Here is a 20,209-nt window from a genome sequence, read left to right on the forward strand (position 1 = left end):
CACATCGATGTCAGGAGCCGCACCGATGAAATTCCTCTTCGACGACCCGGCCTTTGACTACCAGGCGCTGCGCACGGCCGGATACGCCGATTTCGGCGGCGCGCAGCTCGGCGAGGTCATGGCGGTCACCTCGCGCGTCCCGGAAGGCGACACCGACTCCTGGTGCCGCGAGTGGTCCGCCCTGGCTGAGCGGGTCGCCCGGCTGGGCTACAACGCGCTGGACGAGGACCGGACCGCCGACGCGCGCGCCTCGCTGCTGCGCGCCCACAACTACTACCGCACGGCGGAGTTCTTCCTGCGCGACGACCCCGGCCGGGACGCCGCGGCGCTGCGTCTGTTCAAGGCGTCGAAGGACGTCTTCTCGCAGGCCGCCGTGCTGCTGGAGCGGCCGCCCGAGCCGGTGCGCATCCCGTACGAGAACACCTGGCTTCCGGGCCACTTCTACCGGGCGGACGACTCCGGCGCCCCCCGGCCGACCATCATCCACCACGGCGGAATCGACTCGACGCTGGAGGAGGGCTACTTCTTCATCGCCGCCGCCGCGATGGCGCGCGGCTACCACTGTCTGTGCTTCGAGGGGCCCGGCCAGGGGTCGGTCCTGCGCGACCAGGGGCTCACCTTCCGCCCGGACTGGGAGGAGGTGGTCGGGCCGGTGGTGGACTATGCGCTGACCCTCCCGGGGGTGGACGCCTCCCGGCTGGCGCTGGTCGGCACCAGCCTGGGCGGCCTGCTGTGCCTGCGGGCCGCGGCGTTCGAGCACCGGCTGGCCGGATGCGTCGCCCATGACGCGGTCTGGCAGCTCGGCGATGTGGTGGCCCTGCCGCCCTTCGTGCTGGAATGGGTCGAGCAGGGCTGCGACGACTTCGCCAACCCGGTGATGTACGGAATAGCCGCGCAGCAGACGTTCACCCGTTGGCTGCTGCGTCAGGCGATGTGGACCTTCGGCGCGGACACCCCCGCCGAACTGCTGCGCAGGCTGCCCGCGTTCGGCCTCTCCGAGGTCCTGGGCGCCGTGGACTGCCCCGTGCTGGTGCTCGACGCCGAGGAGGACATGTTCTTCGCCGGGCTGGAACACGCCAAGAAGGTGTACGCGGCGCTGAACTCCCCAAAGACCCTGCATGTCTTCACCCGTGAGGAAGGCGGTGGGGCGCACTGCCACTCCGGGGCCATGCATCTGTACCACGACCGGCTGTTCTCATGGCTGTCGCAGACGCTCGGCCCGCTCAGGACGGGCGCCGCCTGACGTATGTCGGGTCGCACAGCTTGCGTTCAGGCCGGCGCCCTGCCGGCCTGAACCGTTTTTCAGCCACCTTTGCCCACCTCAATAATTGAATTGAAGCAGGCCATTTTCCCATCACTTAACGGGCCTGCAACAGCCCGTGAGCCGGACGTCGCCGACCGATGATAGCTTGGGAATAACGACCGATCCGCCACACATTCACTGTCTGCCGCTACGCTTAGGAGCCGACGGGGGAATGATGCTCTATGTGAATGCGCAGCACGCATTCAGGGGGTTCACGTGTCCCGGTCCTCCGCGCAGGCCGACCGTCCAATACGATACGAAGTGCTGGGTCCCCTCCGGGTGACCCGGGGCGGCGTCGACCTGACGCCCGCCCCGCCCAAGATCGCCAAGCTGCTCGCCCTGCTGATCGTGCACTCGGGCGAGACCATCCCCGGTGACCGGCTGGTGACGGAGTTGTGGGAGCAGGATCCGCCGCGCTGCGCGACCGCCAGCCTGCGGGTGTATGTGTCGCAGTTGCGCAAGCTGCTCAACCATCCGGGCGGCTGCTCGCCGATCCTGACGGCGCCGCCCGGTTATATCCTCGACATCAGCACGGCGACGCTCGATGCCGCGGAGTTCGAGAAGCTCTATGAAATCGGGCGGGTGCACTATGCCGCCGGGGACTTCGCGCTCGCCTCGGACTTGCTCCAACGGGCACTCGAAATATGGCGCGGACCCGTGCTGGACGGAATTTCCGGCTCCTGCGGCACAGACTCCTTCGCCGCGATCGAGGAGGAGAAAAGGCTCAACTGCACCGAGCTGAGCATCGCGTCGGCCCTGGAGCTCGCCCGCCACCATGAGGTGATCGAGGATCTGATGGGCCTCGTCGTCCGGCATCCGCTGCGCGAACCGTTCTACCGGCAGCTGATGATCGCCTTGTACCGGGCGGGCCGTCAGGGCGACGCCCTGGACGTGTACCGCAGCGCCCGCCGCGTGATCCACGAGGAGCTCGGCGTCGAACCGGGCCCCGGGCTGCGCCGCGCCCAGGAAGCCATCCTGCGCGCCGACGCGGCCTTCCTCGACACGGCGGGCGTGGCGCCGCTCGCCCACTGACCGTCCGTACCGCACGGCTCGGGCAGGCCTTTGGGGAGGCAGGTGTCAGCAGGGGGTCCGGACCACTCTTGAGTCTTCCCCCGGGCGGCCGGGCGCTCGCCGACTGGGCGTCAGGGCCTGACGTCCACTAGGACTTTGCCGACCGCGCCGCTCTCGACCGCTCGGTGCGCGTCGGCGGTGCGGTCGAGGGGAAAGCGGATCAGCGGCAGGCCGTGCTCCTCGCCGACCGGCAGCGCGCCGTCGCGCACTGCGGCGGCGACGTCCTGGGCGGCCGCGGCGCGTGGCTCCGGACCGGCCGTGTAGAGCACCAGGAACTGGAGGCGTGTGTTCAGCACCATGTTCTGCAGCACGTCCAGTTCGACCGGCTTGCCACCGTCGTTGGCGTAGGTCGAGATCGTGCCGCGGGTTCGCAGCACGGCCAGGTCCAGTGAGAGGTTCGTGCCCAGCGCCACCTCTGCGACGAGGTCGACGCCGTCCGGGGCGATACTGCGGATCTCGGCGGCCGGGTCGCCCTCACGGTAGTTGATCACATGGTGGGCTCCCGCGGCGGTGGCCAGCCTGGCTTTCTCCGGGCTGCTGATCGTGCTGATTACGGTAGCGCCGGCCCATCGGGCGAGCTGGATCACCGCGTGCCCGACCGCTCCGGCCCCGCCCGCGGCGAGCACCACCTTCCCGTCGAGCGCCCCGGGCCGCAGCCGACGCGGCCCGTCCTCGGCGACGGTGAGCGCGCGGTGCGCGGTCAACGCGGGGACTCCCAGTGCGGCGCCGACGTCAAAGCCGGCCTCGTCGGGCAGCGGCACGGCCTGGCCGGCGGGCACGACGGTGAACTCGGCGGCGGTGCCGGTGGGCCGCCCGGCGGCCGCCATGAACAGCCAGACCCGCTGACCGACCCGGCTCTGGTCGACACCCTCACCGACGGCGTCGATCGTGCCGGCGCCGTCGAGGTGCGGGGTGATCTCGGGGAAGTGCTTGGGATGGCCGACGCCGGAGCGCGCCTGCCAGTCGGTCGGGTTGACCCCGGACACGGCGACCCGGACGCGAACCTCGCCGGGGCCGGGCGCCGGCAGGTCACGGTCGACGAACTGGAGAACGTCGGGGGCGCCGTTGTCGCGGTAGATGATGGCCTTCATGATCCGTCCTTGGAGCCTGGTAGAGCGGGGTTCCCGGCGTGGCCTGGCGGTTCGTCAGGGTGTCCGGTGTGGGGTGTGTTCGCGGCCCGGGCCGCGTTGGTTCCGGTCAGCCGACGGGGACTTCGTTGGAGCGGGACTCGACGGCATCGAGGGCGGCGAGGGTCGCGGCGTCGAAGGTGATCTCGCCGACCGCCATGTTGGCCTCCAGGTGGGCGGCGTTGGCGGTGCCGGGGATGAGCAGCACGTTGGGCGCATGGTGCAGCAGCCAGGCGAGGCCGATCTGGGAGGGCGTGAGGCCCAGGGACTCGGCCACGGCGAGCACCGCCGGCTCGTCGGTGACCTTGGGCAGGCCGGGGACGGCTCCGCCGAGCGGGAAGAACGGCACCCAGGCGATGCCCTCGGACGCGCACAGCTGCAGCATGTCCTCGTCATCACGGGAGACGAGACTGTACGCGTTCTGCACGCAGACGATGCCTGCCGGCAGGGCGCGGCGCAGGACGTCGAGGGTGATGCTGCTCAGACCGATCGCGCCGATCTTGCCCTCGTCGCGCAGGGCGGTCATCACGGCGAGCTGGTCGTCGAGGTCGACGACCTGGTCGCCCTCGGGACGCAGCCCGGGGCCGGAGTCGAGGCGCCGCAGGTTGACCACCGGGAGCCGGTCGAGACCGAGACTGCGCAGGTTGTCCTCGACGCTGGCGCGCAGTTGCTCGGGCCGCTGCGCCAGACGCAACGGCAGATCCCCGCCCGGGTCGGGGTCGGCGCCGACCTTTGTGACGACCAGGACGCCGTCCTCGGGGCGCAGCACCTCGCGGATCACGTCGTTGGCGAAGCCGAAGCCGTAGAACTGGGCGGTGTCCACGTGGTCGACGCCCAGCTCGACCGCGCGGCGCAGCAACGCGACGGCCTCGCCGCGGCGGTCGGGCAGACGCTCGAGCTGCAACGCGCCGTAGCCGACCCTGGAAACGGTGCGGGCGGCGAACCAAGCGGTCGCGGTGGTCATGACGCGGTCTCCTCGGTCGGTGGCGGTGTTCGCAAGGCGGTGTACAGCAGTTCGGCCTGGTAGAGCGCCATGACCCGGCGGGCGATCGGAACGGCGCGCTCCCGGGCCTCGGCCGGCTCGTGGTGCTCGACCTTGACCAGCCACGCCGTGACGCAGTCGCGCAGCATCGCGCGCATCCGGTCGGTCATGTCGACGACGATGCCGTGGATGGCCGGGTCGGTGGTCGCCTCACCCCAGGTCTGCACGCCGACCCGGGCCTCGGCGGGGTCGATCGCGGCGATCAGCCGGGAGAGCAGTTCGTCGGGGCCGGGTGGGGCGTCGGCCGCGGCGTACTCGCCGAGGACGTCGGCGCGCTTGGCGAGCACCTCGCGGGCGGCGACCCGGACCAGGTCGGCTTTGTTGCGGTAGTGCGCATAGATCGAGCCGGCCGAGAGGCCGGACTCGGCGGTGATGTCGGCGATCGAGGTCCGCTCCAGCCCGTTGCGGCTGAAACAGCGGACGGCGGCCTCGGCGATCTGAGTACGCCGGAGTTCCTTGCGCGCGTCGGTGAGCCGAGGCACCACACCTCCCACAAAAAGAAGGGCTGTTCTTCTTGTGGAGGACACTAGCAGAATCGCCGTTCTGTATGTGTCCGGCCGGTTCACTCTCCAGCCCGAGCGGGGTGAGCACCGTCGACTCGGCGGCCGTCCGCTTCTCCCCGGCCAGCGGCTTGTTCTCCCCGGCCAGCGGCTTGGCGCGCGGGACGTATCGACGGGCAGACGACTTTCCCGGGAGCGGGCGGCGCGGCCGCCATGCCGCCCCGGAGGATTCTCTGCTGCGCCGCCCCCCGGTCGGCGTTCCCGGTGCCGGAACGGTGGACGGAGGCGGTGGGGCGGGCGTCGGGTTCGCCTCCCCGAACGGTGCTCGGCTCGGCCGCCCCGTCCGAGGCGGCTTCAAGCCGTGGTGGCGGTCATGACCGCCGAAAGGGCGGTGTCATGGCCGCGTCCGGGTCACGTGGGCCGTTCGGCGCCGCCCGAAGCCAGGCTCGGCTGGACCTCCGCCTGCCGAAGCTCGGCCAGCAGCTCGCTCTGCCCCGCCAGCAGGTCCGTGAGGATCAGACGAGCGGCGCGCAGGAGTTCGGCGACATCACCCCCGGCCAGGGCGTAGCTCACCGTCGAGCCCTCACGGATGGACACCACGATCCCGGATCGACGCAGCACGGCCAACTGCTGGGAAAGGCTGGAGGGTTCGATCTCGATGTCGTCCAGCAGGTCGCGCACGGGGACGGGCCCGTTCTGCAGTAGCTCCAGGACCCGAATGCGCACGGGGTGTCCGAGCATGCGAAAAAACTCGGCCTTGGCCTGGTAGAGGGGCACCTGCATGGTGGATTGCTCGCTCCCTGCCGCGTTTGACGGGCTGTGTCCTGCGCGGCGACCGGTGACGGCTGCCGCGCACGGCGTCCTGCACCTCGATCCTTCCTGGTCCGGGCCCCGCACACCCAGAATTTTGGCCTGATCTGGATGTGGCTACATGAAGAAATCTTCAACTCATGGGCATGTGAAGCCCGGACGGAAGCGCTGTCTAGATCTCGAGTTCGGCCTCGATGCGCTTGAGCTGGTGGCGGGCCATCGCCAGATTGGACTTCGCCTTGTCGAGCACGAGGTAGAGGAAGAGGCCGTTGCCGCCGCGCCCCGTCAACAGCCGGATGAGGTGGTATTGGCTGCCGAGCGTGATCAGCATGTCCTCGATGTCGTCCTTGAGGCCGAGGTGGTCCATGGTGCGCGTCTTGGCGCGGATCACGTCGGTGTTGCCGGCGGAGGCGACGGACAGGTCGAGGTTCTTGTCGCCTCCCAAGGTGCCCAGTGCCATGCCGCTCGTGTAGTCGACCAAGGCGACCCCCATGGCGCCCTCGACCGAGGTCAGCGCTTCCTTGAGCGAGATCTCCACGTTTGCCATATCGCGTGTGCTCCCTGTCGTTCCTGCCCGAGGCTGTCGGCCTCAGGTCGTGTCTGGGACCTTACGCACTGTGTCCGGTGGGGAGTTGAGTTGTTCCAGGGTCGATTGAGGAGTATCAGAAGAACGCATAACTTGAGCGTTGTTGATCGCCGGTAAGCGGCATATGACAATCCCCTGGAAACGTGGAGGACTTCCTTATGCGGCTTGAGCCTCCTGATGCCAGCGGGACCGCGCTTCGGTGACGGTTCGCTCGAACTCCACCGGAGCCAGTCCGCCGGCCGTGCTGTGTCTGCGGCGCGTGTTGAGGAAGTCCGCGATCCAGGTCGCAATCCTCAGACGCGCCTCGGCGTGGTGGCGAAGCAGTGCGGGTGGATGTACTCGACCTTGAGCCTGTCGGCCCCGCTTGTGACGCCCGCAGTTCACGGGCCCCCGGGGCGGCCGAATCCCCGCCGCGGTCCTGCGCGACGCGACCCAGTGGGACGATGCCGTGAAGCCCGATCGTCGCCACCCGGTGACACGGTCAGGGCGATTGGCCCCCAACTGGTCCCCAAAATGATCAAGGGGCCGTTTCAGATTACTCTGAAACGGCCCCTGACCTGTGACTTTCACAAGTCGGGACGACAGGATTTGAACCTGCGACCCCTTGACCCCCAGTCAAGTGCGCTACCAAGCTGCGCCACGTCCCGATGCCCGCCTCTCCCGGTGCTTCCCGGCCCCGGCGTGCGAGAAGAACATTACCTCACTCCCCGTGCCCGGATCACATCGGGCCCCGAGGGTCGAGAGTGCCTCGAGTGGCCTCGCGGAGGTCCGCTGGTCGAGAATCGACGGATGGACGGAGGACGAGGCGAACGGTCGCGGGACCGCGACGACGAGGGGCGCGCCCGCAGCGCGCGGCCACGCGACGGTCTGGGCCGCCCGCTTCCCTATGGGGCGGCGGGGGTGGAGCGGCAGCCCGAGGGGGTGGTGCGCTCCCCCGGCGAGACGGTGGCGGAGGCGCAGCGGCTGCTGGACGCGGGCATGCCGTTCCATGCGCACGAGGTGTTCGAGGACGCGTGGAAGTCGGGCCCGGCGTCCGAGGCGGAGCTGTGGCGCGGGCTCGCCCAGCTGGCGGTGGGACTGACGCATGGGGCGCGGGGCAATGCGAAGGGCGGCGCCCGGCTGCTGCTGCGGGGTGCGAACCGCATCCGCGAGCACACGGAGCTGACCGGCGAGGCCCGTCCGTACGGCATCGACGTGCCCGGACTGACTCTCTGGGCCCGGCACTTGGCGGCCCGGCTGGAGGAGGAGCCGGAGCGTGCGGTGGACGCGGCGGCCGTCTCGCCCCTGCTGCGCTCCGGGCCCGGTCGGCAGCCGGCGGCCCGCTAGCGTTACGCCCCCGTGAGCAGGACGGCCTCCAGCCGGCGCGGGCCGTGGACGCCCTCCACCCGGTCCAGCTCGATGTCGCTGGTGGCGGAGGGTCCGGAGATCCAGGTCAGAGGGCGGACCGGGTCGAGGAGGGGCAGGGCCTGCGGCACGGACGCGACGATCTGACCGGGAGCGCGCACCACGCAGATATGCAGGTCCGGGATGAGGCTGAGGGCGCGTCTGCCCTGGCCGGGTCCGCCGTCCAGCACGATCGTGCCGGTCTCGGCGATCGCCAGCGCGCAGCCGGTGACAACGGCGTCCGTCTCATCGAGCCGACGGGTGGTCAGCGGCTCTTCGTCGGTGCGCCGCTCGGCGTCGGCGTCGCCGAGCCAGTGGTCCGGCAGCCCGTCGGGCACGGCGACGCTGCGTGCGCCGTGGCCGGCCAGCAGCCGGGCGATCAGTGCGGGGAGCCCGGGCCCATCCGTGCGGTGGACGACGGCCCGGTAGTCCGCGAGGTTGGCGTGCAGCAGGTCCGCCAGGCCGGCGGGGTCATCGGGGGCATGGCTCGCGAGGTGGTCGCGGGCCGGTTCGGGGGCCTCGGGGGCGCCGGCGACCGCGGCGCGTACGCGGGCGAGGATGCGGCCGCGTGATGACTGAGGCGTGTGGGGTGCGCGGGGTTCGGGGGACGTCATGTGCGGTTCTTCCTCCACCAGTCGCGGAACGGCTCGGGGGGCAGTTCGGGAACCTCGCGCTCCGCGGTCCACGCTCCGGCGCCGGGCGGCCTGTTCGGGAGCAGCGCCCGAGTCCGGGAGGCGGTGCGCTCGACGGCGGCCAGGGCGCCGGGGTGGTCGAGCAGCCATCCGGCCGCTTTCACGGCGGCTTTCTCCAGCCGGCGCCCCGCGCCGCCGCGGTCCGCGACCCGCTCCCGCAGATGGACCAGCACCTCGGGAATGTCGATGGCGACGGGGCACACCTCGAAGCAGGCCCCGCAGAGCGAGGAGGCGTACGGCAGCGAGGCGTCGACGTCGCTGCCGATGCCGCGGAGCTGGGGGCTGAGGATCGCCCCGATGGGGCCGGGGTAGACGGAGCCGTAGGCATGGCCCCCGGCCCGCTCGTACACGGGGCACACGTTCAGACAGGCCGAGCAGCGGATGCAGCGCAGCGCCTGCCGCCCGACGTCGTCGGCGAGCACCCCGGTGCGGCCGTTGTCGAGGAGGACGAGGTGGAAGGTCCGCGGGCCGTCGCCGTCCCGGGCCCGTGCTGCGGCGGTCCCCGTCCACATCGAGGTGTACGGGTTCATCCGCTCGGCGGTCGAGGAGCGCGGCAGGGTCTGCAGGAAGACCTCCAGGTCGCGCCAGGTGGGAACGGTCTTCTCGATGCCGACGACGGAGATCAGGGTCTCGGGGAGGGTCAGGCACATCCGGCCGTTGCCCTCGGACTCGACGACCACGAGCGTTCCGGTCTCGGCGACCATGAAGTTGGCCCCGGAGACGGCGACTCTCGCACGCAGGAACTTCTCCCGCAGATGCAGCCGGGCCGCCTCGGCGAGCTCTCGGGGGTCGTCGCCGAGGCCCTCCGGGGCGGGGCGGCCCCACCGGCCCATCCGGTCCGCGAAGATGTCGCGGATCTCGCCGCGGTTGCGGTGGATGGCGGGCACGAGGATATGGGAGGGCCGGTCGTCGCCGAGTTGCACGATGAGTTCGGCGAGGTCGGTCTCGTAGGCGGCGATTCCCTCGGCACGGAGCGCCTCGTTGAGGCCGATCTCCTGGGTGGCCATCGATTTGACCTTGACGACCTCGCGTTCGCCGGTCTGCTTGACGAGGGCGGTGACGATGCGGTTGGCCTCGGCGGCGTCCTCGGCCCAGTGGACGGCGCCGCCCGCCCCGGTGACCGCTTCCTCCAGCTGCTCCAGGTAGCGGTCGAGGTGGCGCAGTGTGTGGTCCTTGATGCGCTTCCCGGCTTCCCGGAGCCGGTCCCAGTCGTCGAGTTCCGCGACGGCCCCGGCGCGTTTCTCACGGATGGTGTGGGTGGCGTGGCGGAGGTTGGCGCGCAGTGTGCGGTCGTGCACGGCCTCGGCGGCGGCCCGGGGGAAGGACGGCATGCCGAGGTGCACGGGGGCGGCGCCGTGGGCGGGTGTGGTGGATCGGCTCATGGGCGGGGGTTCTCCTCCGTGCTGTTGAGGATCTCCGCGATATGCAGTGTGCGCAGCGGTGCGTCCTGGCGGCGCAGCAGCCCGCCGAGGTGCATCAGACAGGAGTTGTCCGCCCCGCACAGCACCTGCGCGCCGGTGGTCAGGGCGCTCGCCGTCTTGTCCCGGCCCATGGCCGTCGAGACCTGCGGGTTCTTCACGGCGAAGGTGCCGCCGAAGCCGCAGCACTCGTCCGCGCCGGGCAGTTCGACGAGTTCCAGCCCCTTGACCGCGGCGAGCAGTCGATGCGCCCGGTCTCCCAGGCCCAGCAGGCGTGTGCCGTGGCAGGAGGGGTGGTAGGTGACTCTGCGGGGGAAGCAGGCCCCGACGTCGACCACTCCCAGGACGTCGACCAGGAACTCCGTCAGCTCGTAGGTGCGCGTGGCCAGTTCCGCTCCGGCCGCCCCGGCCAGCCCCGGATAGTGCCTCCGCACCATGGCGGCGCACGACGCGGAGGGGGTCACCACATGGGTGTACCCCTGGAAGGCGTGCACGGTGCGCCGTACGAGCGGCAGCGTCTCGCGCCGGTATCCGGTGTTGAAGGCGGGCTGTCCGCAGCAGGTCTGTCCGGCGGGGAAGTCCACCGTCACACCCAGCCGTTCCAGCAGCTCGACGGTCGCGATGCCCGTGGCGGGATACACCGCGTCGTTGACGCAGGTGACGAAGAGAGCGACACGCATGGTCCGGAGGATATGCCTCCGTGCCGCCCCGCCTGGGCCACCACCCCGCCGGGTCGGGCGTCCTGAGCCACGGCCGGCCCGCCGCGGCCACCGGTCCCGAGGGCCGGCCGGCCCCGCCGCGGCCATCGTCCCGAACAGGCGGCTCACCAGGTGAGGTGGAGCTCCTCCGGAGACCGGTGGATCAGCGTGGGCCGCATGACCGGCAGCGGGCGTTCGGCGTCCAGGCGCAGTCCGGGCAGGCGGCGGGCGAGCAGCGCGAGCGTCAGCCTCAGCTGCTCGCGGGCGAGCTGTGCGCCGGGGCAGCCGTGGGCGCCGTGGCCGAAGGCCAGATGGCGGCGGGAGAGGGGGCGTGTGACATCGAAGCGGTCCGGCCGCTCATGACGGCGTTCGTCGCGGTTGGCGGAGCCGTAGGAGACGAAGAGCGTGGCCCCGGCCGGCAGTTCGGTTCCCGCGAGGGTCACCGGTCGGGTGGTGGTCCTGCGGAATCCCTGGACGGGGCTGTCATGCCGGGCCGCTTCCTCCACTGCTGCGGGAATGAGCCCGGGGTCGTCGCATATCGCCTCCCACTGGGCGCGGTCGCGCAGCAGGTTGAGGACGGTGGAGCCGATCAGCGCGGTGGTGGTGAGATGACCGGCGATCAGGAAGTTCTGGAGGTTGGAGACCAGCTCATGGCGTTGGTCGAGGGTGAGTTCGCCTTCGTCCGGCGCGTACGCGGCCACCATCATGGAGCACAGGTCGTCGCGCGGGTTCTCGCGCCGTGCGCGCATATAGCCGTCGAGCATCAGCTGCAGGGCGACGACGTCATGGGCGCAGCGGAGCTGTTCGCCGGCGTCCAGCGGGCGGAACAGCAGCTGTTCCGCCCGGTGGCCGCCGTGCACCGCGGCGGGCACATCCACGGGGTCGAGCCCGACGAGCCGTCCGATCACCTGGCCGGGCAGCTGCCGTGCGTACGCCTGCATCAGCTCCACGCGCCCCTGTGCGGCGAAGGCTTCGACCAGCGCTTCGGCCCGTTCGGCCGCGTACGGCACGAGGTCCGCGACCCGTGAGGCCGTCAGGGCGCGGTTCAGCGGGGCCCGGTGGCGTTGATGGGCCGCGCCGTCGGTGGACACGACGGTGGGGCGTTTGCCGAACCCCTGGGCGAGGACCTCCAGCGCGGCCGGCGAGGGAAAGGCGTCGGGCAGCAGAGCATGCGCCGAGGAGAACTCGTCGGGCCTGCGGAGCACCTCCCGCACGTCGGCGTCGCGGGAGACCAGCCAGGCCTGGAGCTCGGGCACATAGGTGAGGCCTTCGGCGTCACGGGCCTGTGCGTAGTGCGGATACAAGTCGCGCCGCAGCGCGTCCAGCCTGGTCCGGTCTCTTCTCGTCGTCACGCAGTTCGCCTCCCGGTCGCTGTTCTGGTACGGGCGTGCCCTGGCAAGTGAACATCACAGTACGGGAGTTCGGAGCACACGAGTCCACAGAACACGCCCGGGACACGGAGTCGGGCCGCCCGGCGTCTCAGCCTGCCGCGGGTTCCTTCGCGAGCACCCCGAGTACCACTGGATGCGCCAGTACCACGACGACGTCCACTGCCTCGGCTACCGGTCGGTCTCCGACCACGTCCGCCGGGAGACCGGACAGGACCGGCTGTCAGTCGTCGGCGGAGTCGGCTCGGGCGCGTCGACGGGCGCGCTGGCCCGGCATCTGCGCGGCGCGGGCTCAGCCGCGGGCGCCTCAGCGGTGGAGGCCGCGGGACCCTCGGCGTCGTACAGCAGGTCCATCAGCATCGCGCGGGCCCGCGCCACCCGTGAGCGCACGGTGCCGACGGGGCAGCGGCACACCCGGGCGGCCTCCGCGTACGGCAGCCCGAGGAGCTGGGTGAGGACGAAGGCGTCGCGCCGCTCGGCAGGCAGCAGGGCGAGCAGTTCCAGCAGAGCGACGCCGTCCTCGAAGCCGGGCAGGCCGCGCGGCTGGGCGCGTTCGGCGGCGGACTGCCAGTCGTCCGCCCCGGCGAGCCGGGGCCGGGCGGCCGCGCGGCGCAGGCTGTCGACCACCGTGCGGCGCGCGATCGACAGCAGCCACGTCCGGGCGGAGGAGCGGCCTTCGAAGCGGTGCAGGCTGCCGAGGGCCCGTACGAAGGTGTCCTGGGTCAGGTCGTCGGCCGACTGGCGGTCCGCGCTGAGCGCGGCGACGTAGCGCCAGACGTCGCGGTGCAGCGCACGGACGAAGTGCTCCACCGCCTCGGGGTCGCCGCCGCGGGCCTTGAGCGCCCAGCCGGTCACGGCCGCGTCGCGCGGGGCGGGCACACCGGCCGGGGCACGGTGTGCGGAGATGTCGTCGGGGTCGGTCGGGCAGGGCAGGGCAGTGGTCATCGCCTGATGTCCCTCGTGGTAGGTCCTCGGGATTCCGGCCCCGTCCCGGACGGGGACGGGCCGGTACGTCACAGCGGCCCCGCGCGATCGGCGGGGCCGGATGCCCGAGGGCGCACGGCGGCGGCCGCACACGCTTCGGGGCTCCGGCTGTCGGCGCTCGACAGCGGCTACGACGGAGGACCTCTCAGTGGGGTGGCGTAGACGAGCAGCAGGCGTCGCGGCGCGCGTACGGCGTGGTCGCGGAACCGCCGTGACCGGGGCGGGCGGGGCGTCGGCAGCGGCACGCTCAGCGGCAGCCGGAGCGGCGCGGCGAGCCGGGAAGCCGCGGCGCGCAGGACCCGGAAGGCGGCACGCTCGCCGTGGGCCAGCCACAGCCCGCAGATCAGGGCGGCCAGCACATGGGCAGCGGCCATGCCGAGCGGGTCCATGCCGAGCGGGTCCATGCCGACCGCCCCGTGTGCCAGGGCGGCGGAGTCCGGAGCGTGGCCGGCATGGCCGTGGCCCGCGGACGCGGCCGTGCCGCCGACGGGATGGAGCGTGCCCAGCAGACCGCTGGTGACATGGCCCAGCCAGCTGTCGACGGCCGAGGAGCGGCCGCCGGGAGCGGCGGCCCCTTCCATCGCCTGGGCGAGGGAGAAACCGCTGTGCAGCAGCGTCTGCACCGCCACGGTGGCCGCGGTGACCGCGCCGAGGCCGCGTTCGCGCCGGGTCGGGGCCCAGGCAGCGGCGGCGGTCGCCGCGCATCCGGCGGCCATGGCCCAGCGGGGCACCGGCGTGCCGGACATCACCGCATGCCCCAGGGCGGCGAGCAGCACGCAGACGACGGCGAACACCGCGGCACGCACCGCGCGCGTCCCTCGCCCCGCCGTCATCCGGCTCCATCCCCATCGCTGCCGTGATCGCCGTACGTCGCCGTACGGGCCTCACCGTGGGTTACGCAGACGACTCTCGCGGCACTCAGCTTTACACCTGTGACTCAGGACACACAGGAGTGCGGCTGGAGCGGCGGCAGTGCCGCAGCGCGCCGGGACCGCCCATGGACGCAACCGGCGGCCCGGCGTCACTCCACCGCCGCAGGCTTCCGGCCTGACCCGCCGACCGGCAAGCGGACCGCCCGCCACTCCCCGGAAACTGAAAAACGCCCCTCTGATCTGCAGGCTTCCCAGATCAGAGGGGCGTTTTCTGTGTCGGGACGACAGGATTTGAACCTGCGACCCCTTGACCCCCAGTCAAGTGCGCTACCAAGCTGCGCCACGTCCCGATGCCCGTCTGGCCTGGGGTTTCCCCCGGCCGAACGCGCANTCTGGCCTGGGGTTTCCCCCGGCCGAACGCGCACGAGAACAATACCGCACATCGGCAGCTGGTCACGAACCGCTTTCCGGCCCGGCCGCCGCCCGCCATCCCGGCCGCCGCTCGGGATCCCGGCCGCCTTCCGCTTGAGGACCGGTTGACCTCAACCGGACTTCAAGTTGCACGGTGGGCGCATGACGACGACAGCAGCGGCTTCGGCCGGCGCCATCCGCGAACTCGACCGGCTGATGGCTCAGATGACGGGCGACGAGAAGCACGGCCCGGCCGCGACCTCGACACTGGACGCCCTGTGGGTGCTGTACGACCGGGTGCTGCGGGTGTCCCCCGCGACCGCGGAGGCGCCCGACCGGGATCGGTTCCTGCTCTCCAAGGGGCACGGGCCGATGGCGTACTACGCCGTCCTCGCCGCCAAGGGGTTCTTCCCCGAGGAGTGGCTGCCCGGCTTCGGCTCGTACGACTCCCCGCTCGGCCATCACCCCGACGCCACGCTGGTCCCGGGCGCCGAGATCGGCAGCGGATCGCTGGGGCACGGACTGCCGCTGGCCGTGGGGGCGGTGCACGGGCTGCGGGCTCAGGGGCTGACCGGGCCACGGGTGTGGGTGCTGATCGGCGACGCGGAGCTGGACGAGGGGAGCAACCACGAGGCGCTCGCCTACGCGGGCCCGGCCGGCCTGGAGCAGCTGCACACCCTGGTGATCGACAACGTGTCCGCCACCCATGGCTGGCCGGGCGGCATCGCGTCCCGCTTCGAGGCCGCGGGATGGTCGGCGGAGACGGTCGACGGCCGGGACCACGAGGCGCTGTACGCGGCGTTCAGCGCACCGCATCCGGGGCGGCCGCGGGCGGTCGTCGCCCGCGTCGAGCCCAAGGACGCCTGAGGCCGCCCGCCCACCTGTTTCCCACGGCTCCCATAGGCCCGCACAGCACGACTCACGGATGCACCGGAGGATTGACGATCATGGACACGATGCGCGAACGGTTTGTCTCGACCACCTCACAGCTGCTGGACGAGGACGCACGGCTCGCCCTGGTGCTGGCGGAGATCAGCAAGGACGGCTTCTCCGCCGCGCGCCGCAGGCACCCGGACCGGGTGATCAATGTGGGCATCCGCGAACAGCTGCTGATCGGCGCCGGCGGCGGCATCGCCCTCACCGGCCTCCGGCCGATCATGCACACCTTCGCCAGCTTTCTCGTCGAGCGGCCGTTCGAGCAGGTGAAGCTGGACTTCGGGCATCAGGGAACGGGCGGGGTGCTGGTCAGCGCCGGGGCGTCCTACGACTGGCCCGCCGGCGGCTTCACCCACATGGCGCCGGGAGACGTGGCGCTGCTGGACACCCTCGACGGCTGGTCGGTCCAGGTGCCGGGCCACCCGGACGAAGCGGAGGCTCTGCTGCGGCAGTCCGCGGCCCGTGACGACCGGGTGTACATCAGGCTGTCGCTGCAGACGAACGCGCGGGCTCACGCGTCGGACGGGAAGCCCGGCTTCCGCACCCTGCGCGAGGGGCGCGGCGGTGTGGTGATCGCCGTGGGGCCGATGCTGGACCATGTGCTGGCGGCGACGGAGGGGCTGGATGTGACCGTGCTGTACGCGACGACCGTCCGGCCCTTCGACAGCGCGGCCCTCCGGGCGGCGGCGGGCGTGCAGAACGCCGCCGACGTGGTGATCGTCGAACCGTATCTGGCCGGGACCTCGACCGCCGCGGCCTCCGAGGCGCTGACCGACGTACCGCACCGGGTGCTGGGCCTCGGGGTGTCCCGTCGCGAGCTGCGCCGCTACGGCCGGATGGACGAGCATCTCACCGCCCATGGGCTTGACCCCCGCGGGCTGCGCGCCCGCATGGCCCGGTTCCTCCCGGGGACGCCCCGCTGACGACCGTCGGCGTCCGGTCCGCCCTCCGGCGTCAGCAGCCGCCGTCCTCCCTGCGGTGGATCTGCTCCACCAACTCGGCGGCGAGCGACTTGATGGTCTCGAGTCCCGCCCGCCCCCACGCTCTGGGCTCGGTGTCGACCACGCAGACCGTCCCCAGCGCGGTGTTCGTACGGTCGATCAGCGGAGCGCCCAGGTAGGAGCGGATGCCGATCTCGTCGACGACCGGGTTCCCCGCGAACCGCGGATAGTCGCAGACGTCCTCCAGCACCAGGGCCTTGCGCCGTACCACCACATGAGGACAGTAGCCGTGGTCCCTGGCCATATGGCGGCCGATGCCCGGGGCCGCCGCCCCGGCCCCGGCCATGAGGCCGCCGCCGCGGACGCCGTCCGGGGTGTGCAGCCCGGCGAAGAACTGCCTGCTCTCGTCGATGAAGTTGACCATGGAGTAGGGCGCGCCGGCCGCCCGGGCGAGCCTGTGGGCGAACGCGTCGAAGGCCGGGTCGGGACGGTCGCCCATGCCCAGCTGACGCAGTCGGCGGACCCTCGTGGGGGCTTCGCGGTCGACGGGGGTGAGCAGCAGATGGCCGGTGGGCTCGTACGTCATGACGGCACTCCGTAGCTCGGCGCCGGGGCGGACGCCGCGGTGGTGGTGAGCAGATGCCGGACGAGGGTGACCAGAGTCTTGATCCCCGAGCTGGCGATCCGTGCATCGCACAGCACGACCGGCACATCCGGCTCTAGGTCGATGGCGGCCCGCACCTCGGCGGGTTCATAGCGGTGGGCGCCGTCGAACTCGTTGACGGCGACGACGAATCCGATGCCGCGGCGTTCGAAGAAGTCCACGGCGGAGAAGGAGTCCTCGAGCCGGCGGGTGTCGGCGAGGACGACGGCCCCGAGGGCGCCCTCGGAGAGTTCGTCCCACATGAACCAGAAGCGCTCCTGGCCGGGTGTGCCGAAGAGATAGAGCACATGCCGCCGGTCGAGGGTGATCCTGCCGAAGTCCATGGCGACGGTGGTGGTGGCCTTGGCCTCGATGCCGTCGAGGCTGTCGGTGGAGACGCTGACCTGGGTGAGCAGTTCCTCCGTGCTCAGCGGGTCGATCTCGCTGACCGCGCCCACGAAAGTGGTCTTGCCCACCCCGAAGCCGCCCGCGACCAGGATTTTCAGCGCGGTGGGGAAGAGCTCCTCCGGTCCGCACACCTGTGCGGACTCCTGTTCAGAGCAGTCGTCGTAGGCCATCGAGCACTGCCTCCAGCAGGGAACGGTCGGTCGGTGTGTCGGGGCTGCGGGGCGCTCGCGCGGTGACGGCTCCGCAGTCCATGAGATCGGAGAGCACCACTTTGGCGATGGCGGCGGGGAGCCGGAGGCAGGCTGCGACCTCGGCGACCGAGGTCGGTCCGCCGCACAGCGCGAGGGCCGTGACATGCTCCGGGCCGAGCTGTGCGCTGGGCGGCACGGGCCCGGTCGCCATCACCAGCGAGAGCAGCTCCAGCGTGGCCGTCGGCCGGGTGCGGCCGCCGCTCACCGTGTACGGACGGACGAGCCGGCCGGCCACATCGTCGAGCAACGGTCCTTCGTGGGGCGCCGGCACGTCACTGCCCCAGCGGACCCGGCGCTCCTGCGGACTGTCTGACGGGCGTGGCGAGGTACGGGCGGACGCTCTTGACGAGCATCGCCATCTCGTATCCGAGGACCGCGGCGTCGGCTTCGCGTCCCGCGAGCACGGCGAGGCAGGTTCCGGATCCGGCGGCAGACACGAACAGCAGTGTGGAGTCGAGCTCCACGACGACCTGGCGGACTTCGCCGCCGTCGCCGAATCGGGCTCCGGCGCTGCGGCCGAGTGAGTAGAGGCCGGAGGCGAGCGCGGCCATGTGGTCCGCGCTGTCGTCGTCGAGTCCGTGGACGGACTTCACGAGCCCGTCGGCGGAGAGCAGTACCGCGTTCCTGGTGTACGGGACGCGCTGGACCAGACCGCCGAGCAGCCAGTCGAGGTCCGGGGTATGTCCGGTCGGCACATCGCTCGCCATGGTGATCTACTCCTTGGAGGTGTTGTCGTGGCGCTGCCGCTGCGGCGGCGTGACGGCCCGGTCGGCGGCGGACTGGGACTCGGCCAGCCCGACGCCCCGCTGGAAGGCCGCCATCAGCCCGGGGTCGTGCAGGATGTGCTCGTCGTCCCTGCGGGGCGGCCGCGCGTCCCTGAGCTGCGGAACGAGGTGTTCCTGGCTGCGGCGTCTGGGCAGCTTCGGGCGCTCCCCGTGGGGCCAGTCGTCGACGCGGGGGACCGACGGGGGTCCGGCGGCGGTGTGGCCGGGCTCGGCCGCGGGGTGCTGCGACAGGGCGGCATGGGGGACGCCGGAGAACGCGGCCGCCGGGTCCGGGCGCTGGTCGTGCTCTTCGCGGACGGGCAGTGGGTGGCTGCCGCGGTGTGACGCCCCAGGCCGCTGCGAGGCGTTCCGGGCGGTGTCCGGGGGCTGCGCGGGGTACGCCGGCTGGCCCGCGGCGCCGTGCGGGACGCCGGCGGAGTGTCCGCCCTGCCGTACCCCGTGCCGCAGGGTGGCCGCCGTCTGCGGCCCCGCCTCGACGGCGAGGGCCTGTGCGGTCTGCCCGTTCTCGGGATCGTCCTGCTCTGCGCCGAGGAGTCCTTGCGGAAGGACCAGCACGGCCTGGACGCCTCCGTAGATATTGGACTGCAGGCGTACCGCGATGCCGTGCCGACGGGCCAGGGCGGAGACGACGAAGAGGCCGATGCGCCCGTCCTGGAGCAGCTGGGCCACGCTCACCTGGTCGGGGTCGGCGAGTAGCGCGTTCATCCGGGCCTGCTCCACGGGCGGCATGCCGAGGCCCCGGTCCTCGACCTCCACGGCGAGCCCGGCCGTGACGTGCTGGGCACGCAGCATCACCTGGGTGTGCGGGGCGGAGAACAGAGTGGCGTTCTCGACCAGTTCGGCCAGCAGATGGATGACGTCGGCCACCGCGTGGCCGCGCAGCGTGCCGTCGATGGGCGGCACGAGCTTGACGCGCGGATACTGCTCGACCTCGGCGATCGAGGAGCGGAGCACCTCGGTCATGGGCACGGGGTTGGACCACTGACGGCGTGAGATCGCGCCGCCAAGCACGGCGAGGTTCTCGGCGTGCCGGCGGATGCGGGTGGCGAGGAGGTCGACATGGAACAGCCCTTTGAGCAGGTCGGGGTCTTCTACGTCGTTCTCCAGCTCGTCGAGGAGCTGGATCTCGCGGTGCACCAGGGACTGGAGCCGCCGGGCGAGGTTGACGAAGACTTCCACCTTCTGTTCGTTGCCGGCGCTGGTGGAGAGCCGGGATGCCTGTACCACCGCGGTGACGGCGGCTTCATGGCCGCGCCCCAGCTCCTGGGTGAGCAGATCGAATTCGTCTCCGCCGAGCGGAGCGAACGGCGCGTCGTCGCGGGCGGGCGGCCCTTCTCCCCTTCTGAGCCGGTCGACGAGGCCTCTCAGGTCGGCCTGGCCCCGGGCGGCGGTGCGGCGCAGCGCGGCGCAGCGGTCGAGTACGGACCTGGCGGTGCGGTCCGCGCCGAGCGCCGCGGCCGCGATCGACGCCATGGCCAGCGCGGCGGCCGCGGTGAGCACCGCCCACAGTCCGGGCGACGGCTGGGGAGCGGCGGCGCGGACCGTGGCGACGACGGCGCCTGCGCCGCTGAGCGAGGCGCCGAGGGTCGGCAGGACCGCGGCGCGCAGAAGTCGCGGACGTATACGGGCCTCGGGCGGGGAGGGCGCGGGATGCCGCCTCCCCGAGGACGAGAGGGAGCGGGCGCCTGGCCGGCCGTGCCGCCCGCCTTCACGGCGGTCGGACCGCGCGGCGGGTGCGCGAAGTTGAGACATCAGCGTCCTTGGTACGTGGGCCCCAGGAAACGGCGTACTGCGCGGGTGGCAATGGGTCTCTTCCGGCTTGCCGAAGCGGGTCCGGCGCCCCGGACCGCTCGGCCGGGCGGCTCGGGGCGTACCGCACCGCCTCACCGACGGGGCGGCAGCAGCCGGACGAGCCCATCGTTGATCACCGGCAACACACGGTAGTCGCCAATGGGGCGCG

The 20,209-nt window shown here is 71.9% G+C and carries 21 protein-coding genes and 2 tRNA genes; 5 read left to right on the plus strand and 18 right to left on the minus strand.

The genetic code is table 11. From position 1 onward, the window contains the following. Positions 1-25 precede the first annotated feature (25 nt). Positions 26-1,243 carry an alpha/beta hydrolase family protein gene (locus QCN29_RS04515; RefSeq protein ID WP_279926362.1) on the plus strand — a complete coding sequence of 406 codons (1,218 nt, stop codon included), beginning with the start codon at positions 26-28 and terminating at the stop codon, positions 1,241-1,243. A gap of 321 nt (positions 1,244-1,564) precedes the next feature. Beyond that, positions 1,565-2,335 (plus strand): AfsR/SARP family transcriptional regulator, encoded by a 771-nt coding sequence (locus QCN29_RS04520; protein ID WP_279926363.1) that lies wholly within the window; start codon positions 1,565-1,567, stop codon positions 2,333-2,335. Positions 2,336-2,445: 110 nt separating this feature from the next. Here QCN29_RS04520 and QCN29_RS04525 read toward each other — a convergent pair whose 3' ends face one another. From QCN29_RS04525 to QCN29_RS04550, 6 genes are all read right to left on the minus strand, one after another. Then, positions 2,446-3,465, minus strand: coding sequence for an NADPH:quinone reductase (locus QCN29_RS04525; RefSeq protein ID WP_279926364.1), 1,020 nt, complete (start codon positions 3,463-3,465; stop codon positions 2,446-2,448). Between the two features lie 106 nt (positions 3,466-3,571). Then, positions 3,572-4,465, minus strand: coding sequence for an aldo/keto reductase (locus QCN29_RS04530; protein ID WP_279926365.1), 894 nt, complete (start codon positions 4,463-4,465; stop codon positions 3,572-3,574). Beyond that, positions 4,462-5,025, minus strand: a complete 564-nt coding sequence (locus QCN29_RS04535) for a TetR/AcrR family transcriptional regulator (RefSeq protein WP_279926366.1) — start codon at positions 5,023-5,025, stop codon at positions 4,462-4,464. The genes QCN29_RS04530 and QCN29_RS04535 overlap by 4 nt, the downstream gene beginning before the upstream one ends. 429 nt (positions 5,026-5,454) lie before the next feature. Then, positions 5,455-5,826 carry an ArsR/SmtB family transcription factor gene (locus QCN29_RS04540; protein ID WP_279926367.1) on the minus strand — a complete coding sequence of 124 codons (372 nt, stop codon included), beginning with the start codon at positions 5,824-5,826 and terminating at the stop codon, positions 5,455-5,457. A gap of 199 nt (positions 5,827-6,025) precedes the next feature. Then, positions 6,026-6,400: a hypothetical protein gene (locus QCN29_RS04545; RefSeq protein WP_240137100.1), complete on the minus strand. Its 375-nt coding sequence runs from the start codon at positions 6,398-6,400 to the stop codon at positions 6,026-6,028. 612 nt (positions 6,401-7,012) lie between these two features. Continuing rightward, positions 7,013-7,086, minus strand: a tRNA-Pro gene (locus QCN29_RS04550). A gap of 142 nt (positions 7,087-7,228) precedes the next feature. On the opposite strand from QCN29_RS04550, the gene QCN29_RS04555 reads away from it, so the two are divergent. Next, a complete protein-coding gene (locus tag QCN29_RS04555; RefSeq protein ID WP_279926368.1) occupies positions 7,229-7,765 on the plus strand; it encodes a DUF309 domain-containing protein in 537 nt (178 codons plus the stop codon). A gap of 2 nt (positions 7,766-7,767) precedes the next feature. Here the strand turns inward: QCN29_RS04555 and QCN29_RS04560 are convergent, their stop codons facing one another. The 7 genes from QCN29_RS04560 to QCN29_RS04590 form a co-directional block, all read right to left on the minus strand. Further along, positions 7,768-8,436: a LutC/YkgG family protein gene (locus QCN29_RS04560; RefSeq protein WP_279926369.1), complete on the minus strand. Its 669-nt coding sequence runs from the start codon at positions 8,434-8,436 to the stop codon at positions 7,768-7,770. Continuing rightward, the gene (locus QCN29_RS04565; RefSeq protein ID WP_279926370.1) at positions 8,433-9,896 is read right to left on the minus strand and encodes a lactate utilization protein B; all 1,464 of its coding nucleotides are present in this window, start codon (positions 9,894-9,896) and stop codon (positions 8,433-8,435) included. The genes QCN29_RS04560 and QCN29_RS04565 overlap by 4 nt, the downstream gene beginning before the upstream one ends. Further along, the gene (locus QCN29_RS04570; protein ID WP_279926371.1) at positions 9,893-10,612 is read right to left on the minus strand and encodes a (Fe-S)-binding protein; all 720 of its coding nucleotides are present in this window, start codon (positions 10,610-10,612) and stop codon (positions 9,893-9,895) included. The genes QCN29_RS04565 and QCN29_RS04570 overlap by 4 nt, the downstream gene beginning before the upstream one ends. Before the next feature lie 143 nt (positions 10,613-10,755). Further along, entirely contained in the window at positions 10,756-11,982 is a 1,227-nt protein-coding gene (locus QCN29_RS04575; RefSeq protein WP_279926372.1) for a cytochrome P450, read from the minus strand. A gap of 207 nt (positions 11,983-12,189) precedes the next feature. After that, complete coding sequence (locus QCN29_RS04580; protein WP_279926373.1) at positions 12,190-12,963, minus strand: sigma-70 family RNA polymerase sigma factor; 774 nt, start codon at positions 12,961-12,963, stop codon at positions 12,190-12,192. Between the two features lie 167 nt (positions 12,964-13,130). After that, entirely contained in the window at positions 13,131-13,835 is a 705-nt protein-coding gene (locus QCN29_RS04585; protein ID WP_279926374.1) for a hypothetical protein, read from the minus strand. Between the two features lie 315 nt (positions 13,836-14,150). Further along, positions 14,151-14,224 (minus strand) — tRNA-Pro (locus QCN29_RS04590). A 223-nt stretch (positions 14,225-14,447) separates the two neighbouring features. On the opposite strand from QCN29_RS04590, the gene QCN29_RS04595 reads away from it, so the two are divergent. Beyond that, a complete protein-coding gene (locus QCN29_RS04595) occupies positions 14,448-15,152 on the plus strand; it encodes a transketolase (RefSeq protein ID WP_279926375.1) in 705 nt (234 codons plus the stop codon). Between the two features lie 80 nt (positions 15,153-15,232). Beyond that, a complete protein-coding gene (locus QCN29_RS04600) occupies positions 15,233-16,144 on the plus strand; it encodes a transketolase family protein (protein WP_279926376.1) in 912 nt (303 codons plus the stop codon). Between the two features lie 31 nt (positions 16,145-16,175). Here the strand turns inward: QCN29_RS04600 and QCN29_RS04605 are convergent, their stop codons facing one another. The 5 genes from QCN29_RS04605 to QCN29_RS04625 are packed head-to-tail and all read right to left on the minus strand — an operon-like array spanning position 16,176 to position 20,001. Beyond that, positions 16,176-16,748: a GAF domain-containing protein gene (locus QCN29_RS04605; RefSeq protein WP_279926377.1), complete on the minus strand. Its 573-nt coding sequence runs from the start codon at positions 16,746-16,748 to the stop codon at positions 16,176-16,178. Beyond that, a complete protein-coding gene (locus QCN29_RS04610) occupies positions 16,745-17,383 on the minus strand; it encodes a GTP-binding protein (RefSeq protein WP_279926378.1) in 639 nt (212 codons plus the stop codon). Before QCN29_RS04610 ends, QCN29_RS04605 begins: the two co-directional genes overlap by 4 nt. Further along, positions 17,361-17,735 carry a DUF742 domain-containing protein gene (locus QCN29_RS04615; protein WP_279926379.1) on the minus strand — a complete coding sequence of 125 codons (375 nt, stop codon included), beginning with the start codon at positions 17,733-17,735 and terminating at the stop codon, positions 17,361-17,363. The genes QCN29_RS04610 and QCN29_RS04615 overlap by 23 nt, the downstream gene beginning before the upstream one ends. 1 nt (position 17,736) lies before the next feature. Next, the gene (locus QCN29_RS04620) at positions 17,737-18,171 is read right to left on the minus strand and encodes a roadblock/LC7 domain-containing protein (protein WP_279926380.1); all 435 of its coding nucleotides are present in this window, start codon (positions 18,169-18,171) and stop codon (positions 17,737-17,739) included. Between the two features lie 6 nt (positions 18,172-18,177). Next, positions 18,178-20,001, minus strand: a complete 1,824-nt coding sequence (locus QCN29_RS04625; protein ID WP_279926382.1) for a sensor histidine kinase — start codon at positions 19,999-20,001, stop codon at positions 18,178-18,180. Positions 20,002-20,209: the final 208 nt, after the last annotated feature.

It is taken from the genome of Streptomyces chengmaiensis (genome assembly GCF_029846775.1).
GTDB lineage: Bacteria > Actinomycetota > Actinomycetes > Streptomycetales > Streptomycetaceae > Streptomyces > Streptomyces chengmaiensis.

What these genes read in the sequence shown, in the direction of transcription:
- QCN29_RS04595 (WP_279926375.1), top strand. Translation starts at nt 14,448, where the DNA reads ATGACGACGACAGCAGCGGCTTCGGCCGGCGCCATCCGCGAACTCGAC.
- QCN29_RS04525 (WP_279926364.1), bottom strand. Translation starts at nt 3,465, where the DNA reads ATGAAGGCCATCATCTACCGCGACAACGGCGCCCCCGACGTTCTCCAG.
- QCN29_RS04545 (WP_240137100.1), bottom strand. Translation starts at nt 6,400, where the DNA reads ATGGCAAACGTGGAGATCTCGCTCAAGGAAGCGCTGACCTCGGTCGAG.
- QCN29_RS04555 (WP_279926368.1), top strand. Translation starts at nt 7,229, where the DNA reads ATGGACGGAGGACGAGGCGAACGGTCGCGGGACCGCGACGACGAGGGG.
- QCN29_RS04625 (WP_279926382.1), bottom strand. Translation starts at nt 20,001, where the DNA reads ATGTCTCAACTTCGCGCACCCGCCGCGCGGTCCGACCGCCGTGAAGGC.
- QCN29_RS04540 (WP_279926367.1), bottom strand. Translation starts at nt 5,826, where the DNA reads ATGCAGGTGCCCCTCTACCAGGCCAAGGCCGAGTTTTTTCGCATGCTC.
- QCN29_RS04570 (WP_279926371.1), bottom strand. Translation starts at nt 10,612, where the DNA reads ATGCGTGTCGCTCTCTTCGTCACCTGCGTCAACGACGCGGTGTATCCC.
- QCN29_RS04565 (WP_279926370.1), bottom strand. Translation starts at nt 9,896, where the DNA reads ATGAGCCGATCCACCACACCCGCCCACGGCGCCGCCCCCGTGCACCTC.
- QCN29_RS04580 (WP_279926373.1), bottom strand. Translation starts at nt 12,963, where the DNA reads ATGACCACTGCCCTGCCCTGCCCGACCGACCCCGACGACATCTCCGCA.
- QCN29_RS04610 (WP_279926378.1), bottom strand. Translation starts at nt 17,383, where the DNA reads ATGGCCTACGACGACTGCTCTGAACAGGAGTCCGCACAGGTGTGCGGA.
- QCN29_RS04600 (WP_279926376.1), top strand. Translation starts at nt 15,233, where the DNA reads ATGGACACGATGCGCGAACGGTTTGTCTCGACCACCTCACAGCTGCTG.
- QCN29_RS04515 (WP_279926362.1), top strand. Translation starts at nt 26, where the DNA reads ATGAAATTCCTCTTCGACGACCCGGCCTTTGACTACCAGGCGCTGCGC.
- QCN29_RS04530 (WP_279926365.1), bottom strand. Translation starts at nt 4,465, where the DNA reads ATGACCACCGCGACCGCTTGGTTCGCCGCCCGCACCGTTTCCAGGGTC.
- QCN29_RS04585 (WP_279926374.1), bottom strand. Translation starts at nt 13,835, where the DNA reads ATGACGGCGGGGCGAGGGACGCGCGCGGTGCGTGCCGCGGTGTTCGCC.
- QCN29_RS04560 (WP_279926369.1), bottom strand. Translation starts at nt 8,436, where the DNA reads ATGACGTCCCCCGAACCCCGCGCACCCCACACGCCTCAGTCATCACGC.
- QCN29_RS04620 (WP_279926380.1), bottom strand. Translation starts at nt 18,171, where the DNA reads ATGGCGAGCGATGTGCCGACCGGACATACCCCGGACCTCGACTGGCTG.
- QCN29_RS04605 (WP_279926377.1), bottom strand. Translation starts at nt 16,748, where the DNA reads ATGACGTACGAGCCCACCGGCCATCTGCTGCTCACCCCCGTCGACCGC.